Genomic DNA, 3,331 nt, shown 5'->3' with positions numbered 1-3,331 from the left:
AACAATCCTGATCGTATTGAAATGATGAAATATTGCAAATTCTGCGGTAAACATACATTACACCGTGAAACAAAATAATTCTTATCATTCATTACCTGTTGATTTGAGGATGTGAACAAATGGCAAAGTCTAACTCAGCAGTACAACAACGTGGCGGATTTGGTAAATTCTTCCGCGGCGTAAAGGCTGAACTGAAAAAAGTAGTCTGGCCAACAAGAAAAGAGCTCATCAATTACACAATTGTAGTATTTTTGGTAACTATATTTATCGCTTTACTCATTTATGTATTTGATGCGATTTTTGCTCAACTTATTAATATGTTGTTGCGGATTGTTGGATAGGGGGCCATTACATGGAAGCAGATAAGAAGTGGTATGTAATTCATACCTATTCAGGCTACGAAAATAAAGTTAAAACCACTTTAGAACTTAAGGTTCAATCTATGGGCTTACAAGATGTTATTAGTCGAATTCTAGTACCTCTTGAAGATGAAATAGATGAAAAAGATGGGGTTAAAAAAGTAGTAAAACGTAAAATATTTCCTGGGTACGTATTGGTTGAAATGGAAGTTAACGACCGTTCTTGGTATGTTGTGCGCAACACACCAGGTGTAACAGGTTTCGTTGGCTCTGCCACTAAACCAGTTCCACTTTCTGATTCCGAAGTAGAACATATACTTAAGTCTCAGGGCTTGGATAAGAAACCAACAATCAACGTCGATGTAGAGGTTGGTGAAACGGTACGCATTACATCCGGTGCCTTTGAAGATAGACTAGGTGTTATTACCGAAATTAACCCTGAAAAAGGAACATTGAAACTTAATGTAGAAATGTTCAATCGAGATACAGAGGTAGAGGTAGAGTTTTCTCAAGTTGAAAAAGCTCTTTAATATATAAATATAACTCTAAAAGAGCAATCGATTTTGGTTGCAGTGGGAGGATGTTTATCCGTTACCACCACAGTAGAATCATAGGAGGTTTAATTACCCATGGCTAAGAAATTAGTTAAACAAGTAAAACTACAAATTGAAGCCGCTAAAGCTACTCCAGCACCACCAGTTGGTCCTGCATTAGGTCAAGCAGGCGTTAACATCGTTGCTTTCACAAAAGAATTCAACGAACGTACTGCTAAACAAGCTGGCTTGATTATTCCAGTAGTTATTAACGTATATGAAGATCGTAGCTTCGACTTCATCACTAAGACTCCACCAGCTGCAGTATTGTTGAAAAAAGCTGCAGGTATCCCAAAAGGATCTGGTGTACCTAACCGTGATAAAGTAGCTAAAGTAGGTCGCGATAAAGTTCGTGAAATTGCTGAATTGAAAATGCCTGACTTGAATGCTAATACCGTAGAACAAGGTATGCGCATGGTAGAAGGTACTGCTCGCAGCATGGGCATTGAAATCGTTGACTAATAAGCGTACGACTTGCGCATAAGCGCAAATCGGTGGGAGGGAATTCCCGTTTGACCACATAAGGAGGATATTATAATGGCAAAAGTAGGTAAGAAATACGCTGAAGCAGTAAAACTTATTGAAGCTGGTAAGTTCTACGAACCAGTTGAAGCAATTGAGTTAGTTAAGAAAACTGCAACTGCAAATTTCGATGAAACAGTTGAAATCGCTTTCAACTTGAATGTCGACCCTAAATACGCTGATCAACAAGTTCGTGGTGCAGTAGTATTGCCTCATGGTACTGGCAAAACTAAACGCGTTCTTGTGTTCGCTAAAGGCGACAACATTAAAGCAGCTGAAGAAGCTGGCGCAGATTTCGTAGGTTCTGAAGAGTTAGTAGCTAAAATCCAAGGTGGTTGGAGCGACTTCGACGTAGTAGTTGCTACACCAGACATGATGGGTCAAGTTGGCCGTCTTGGTAAAATCTTGGGTCCTAAAGGCTTGATGCCAAACCCTAAAGTTGGTACAGTAACTCCAGACGTTGCTCGTGCAGTAAACGAAATTAAAGCTGGTAAAATCGAATACCGTACTGATAAAGCAGGTATCATTTCTTGCTCCATCGGTAAAGCTTCTTTCGATGATGAAAAATTACTTGACAATTACCGTACAATCGTTGATACTATTATCAAGGCTAAACCTGTAGCAGCTAAAGGTCAATACATTAAATCTGTAACCTTGTCCGCTACAATGGGCCCTGGTGTGCCTTTGAACGTGTTCAAATTGAGCAACGTAACCAAAGAGCAATAATCACATATGTCTCTTAGCTGTAGACGGCTGGTATGTATAATGGATGTAAATCCGCCCGCTGAGGCTGACACTAGAACAACCTAGGACTAGTTACGACCTCATCGCGTGCGATGAGGTCGTTTTTACGCTAAGATAGTACATAGAGCACCACAAAATCTATAAGGAGGTAATCTAATGGCTGTCACTGAATCAAAAAAAGCAATCGTTGCTCAAATGAAAGAAACTCTTTCTGAAGCAAAAGGTGCTGTATTGATTGGTTACTCTGGTTTGACTGTTGCGCAAGCAACTGATCTTCGTCGCAAAATGTTGGCTGAAGGTGTTGAATACAAAGTAATCAAAAATACTTTGACTCGCATTGCTGCAAACGAATTGAATCTTGAAGGTTTCTCTGAGCATTTAGAAGGTCCAACTGCATTGGCTACTTCTAAAGAAGATGCTGTTGCACCTGCTCGTGTAATCGAACAATTCATCAAAGCTACAGAACAAGAAGTTGTTACTGTAAAAGCTGGTATCGTTGAAGGCGAAGTTATGGACGCTGCAGGCGTTAAAGCAATCGCAAGCCTTCCAAACCGCGAAGGTATGCTTTCCATGTTGCTTTCCGTATTGCAAGCACCTGTTCGCAACGTTGCATACGCTGTCAAAGCTGTTGCAGACGCTCAACCAGCAGAAGCTGCAGAATAATAATTTCTGTGAATTATTCATTGGTCGCTTAAGACCGATACAATAAACTATTTTATGGAGGAAAACTAAAATGGCATTGAACATTGAAAACATCGTTGCTGAATTAAAAGAAGCAACTATTCTTGAACTTAATGATCTTGTAAAAGCAATTGAAGAAGAATTTGGCGTAACTGCAGCAGCTCCTGTAGCTGTAGCAGCTGCTGGTGGTGCTGAAGGCGGCGCTGCTAAAGATTCCTTCGACGTAATCTTGAAAGATGCTGGCGCATCCAAAATCAACGTAATCAAAGTTGTTCGTGAAGCAACTGGTCTTGGCTTGAAAGAAGCTAAAGCTATCGTTGACGGCGCTCCTGCACCTGTAAAAGAAGGCGTAGCTACTGAAGCAGCTGAAGCTTTGAAAGCTCAATTGGAAGAAGCTGGCGCAACTGTAGAATTGAAATAATTCTAGCCATA

The 3,331-nt window shown here is 40.4% G+C and carries 7 protein-coding genes; all 7 read left to right on the top strand.

Annotation, left to right across the window (positions count from 1 at the left end; translation table 11 throughout):
• The coding region (rpmG, locus tag RYP29_RS08630; protein WP_311533135.1) for a 50S ribosomal protein L33 at nt 1-78 on the top strand (78 nt) is incomplete at its 5' end.
• A 41-nt stretch (nt 79-119) separates the two neighbouring features.
• On the top strand, nt 120-341 hold the full coding sequence (gene secE / locus RYP29_RS08625) for a preprotein translocase subunit SecE (RefSeq protein WP_005377007.1): 222 nt from the start codon (nt 120-122) through the stop codon (nt 339-341).
• A gap of 11 nt (nt 342-352) precedes the next feature.
• Nucleotides 353-889: a transcription termination/antitermination protein NusG gene (nusG, locus tag RYP29_RS08620; RefSeq protein ID WP_005377143.1), complete on the top strand. Its 537-nt coding sequence runs from the start codon at nt 353-355 to the stop codon at nt 887-889.
• A 99-nt stretch (nt 890-988) separates the two neighbouring features.
• Complete coding sequence (gene rplK, locus RYP29_RS08615; protein WP_004693535.1) at nt 989-1,414, top strand: 50S ribosomal protein L11; 426 nt, start codon at nt 989-991, stop codon at nt 1,412-1,414.
• A 75-nt stretch (nt 1,415-1,489) separates the two neighbouring features.
• Nucleotides 1,490-2,200, top strand: coding sequence for a 50S ribosomal protein L1 (rplA, locus tag RYP29_RS08610; protein WP_005377180.1), 711 nt, complete (start codon nt 1,490-1,492; stop codon nt 2,198-2,200).
• A gap of 174 nt (nt 2,201-2,374) precedes the next feature.
• Entirely contained in the window at nt 2,375-2,881 is a 507-nt protein-coding gene (rplJ, locus tag RYP29_RS08605; protein ID WP_005382951.1) for a 50S ribosomal protein L10, read from the top strand.
• A gap of 70 nt (nt 2,882-2,951) precedes the next feature.
• The gene (rplL, locus tag RYP29_RS08600; protein ID WP_005385476.1) at nt 2,952-3,320 is read left to right on the top strand and encodes a 50S ribosomal protein L7/L12; all 369 of its coding nucleotides are present in this window, start codon (nt 2,952-2,954) and stop codon (nt 3,318-3,320) included.
• Nucleotides 3,321-3,331: the final 11 nt, after the last annotated feature.

Source organism: uncultured Veillonella sp., assembly GCF_963534045.1.
Taxonomy (GTDB): Bacteria; Bacillota; Negativicutes; order Veillonellales; family Veillonellaceae; genus Veillonella.
The sequence above is the reverse complement of the archived record's forward strand: the minus strand, read 5'-3'. Positions and strand labels throughout refer to the sequence as shown.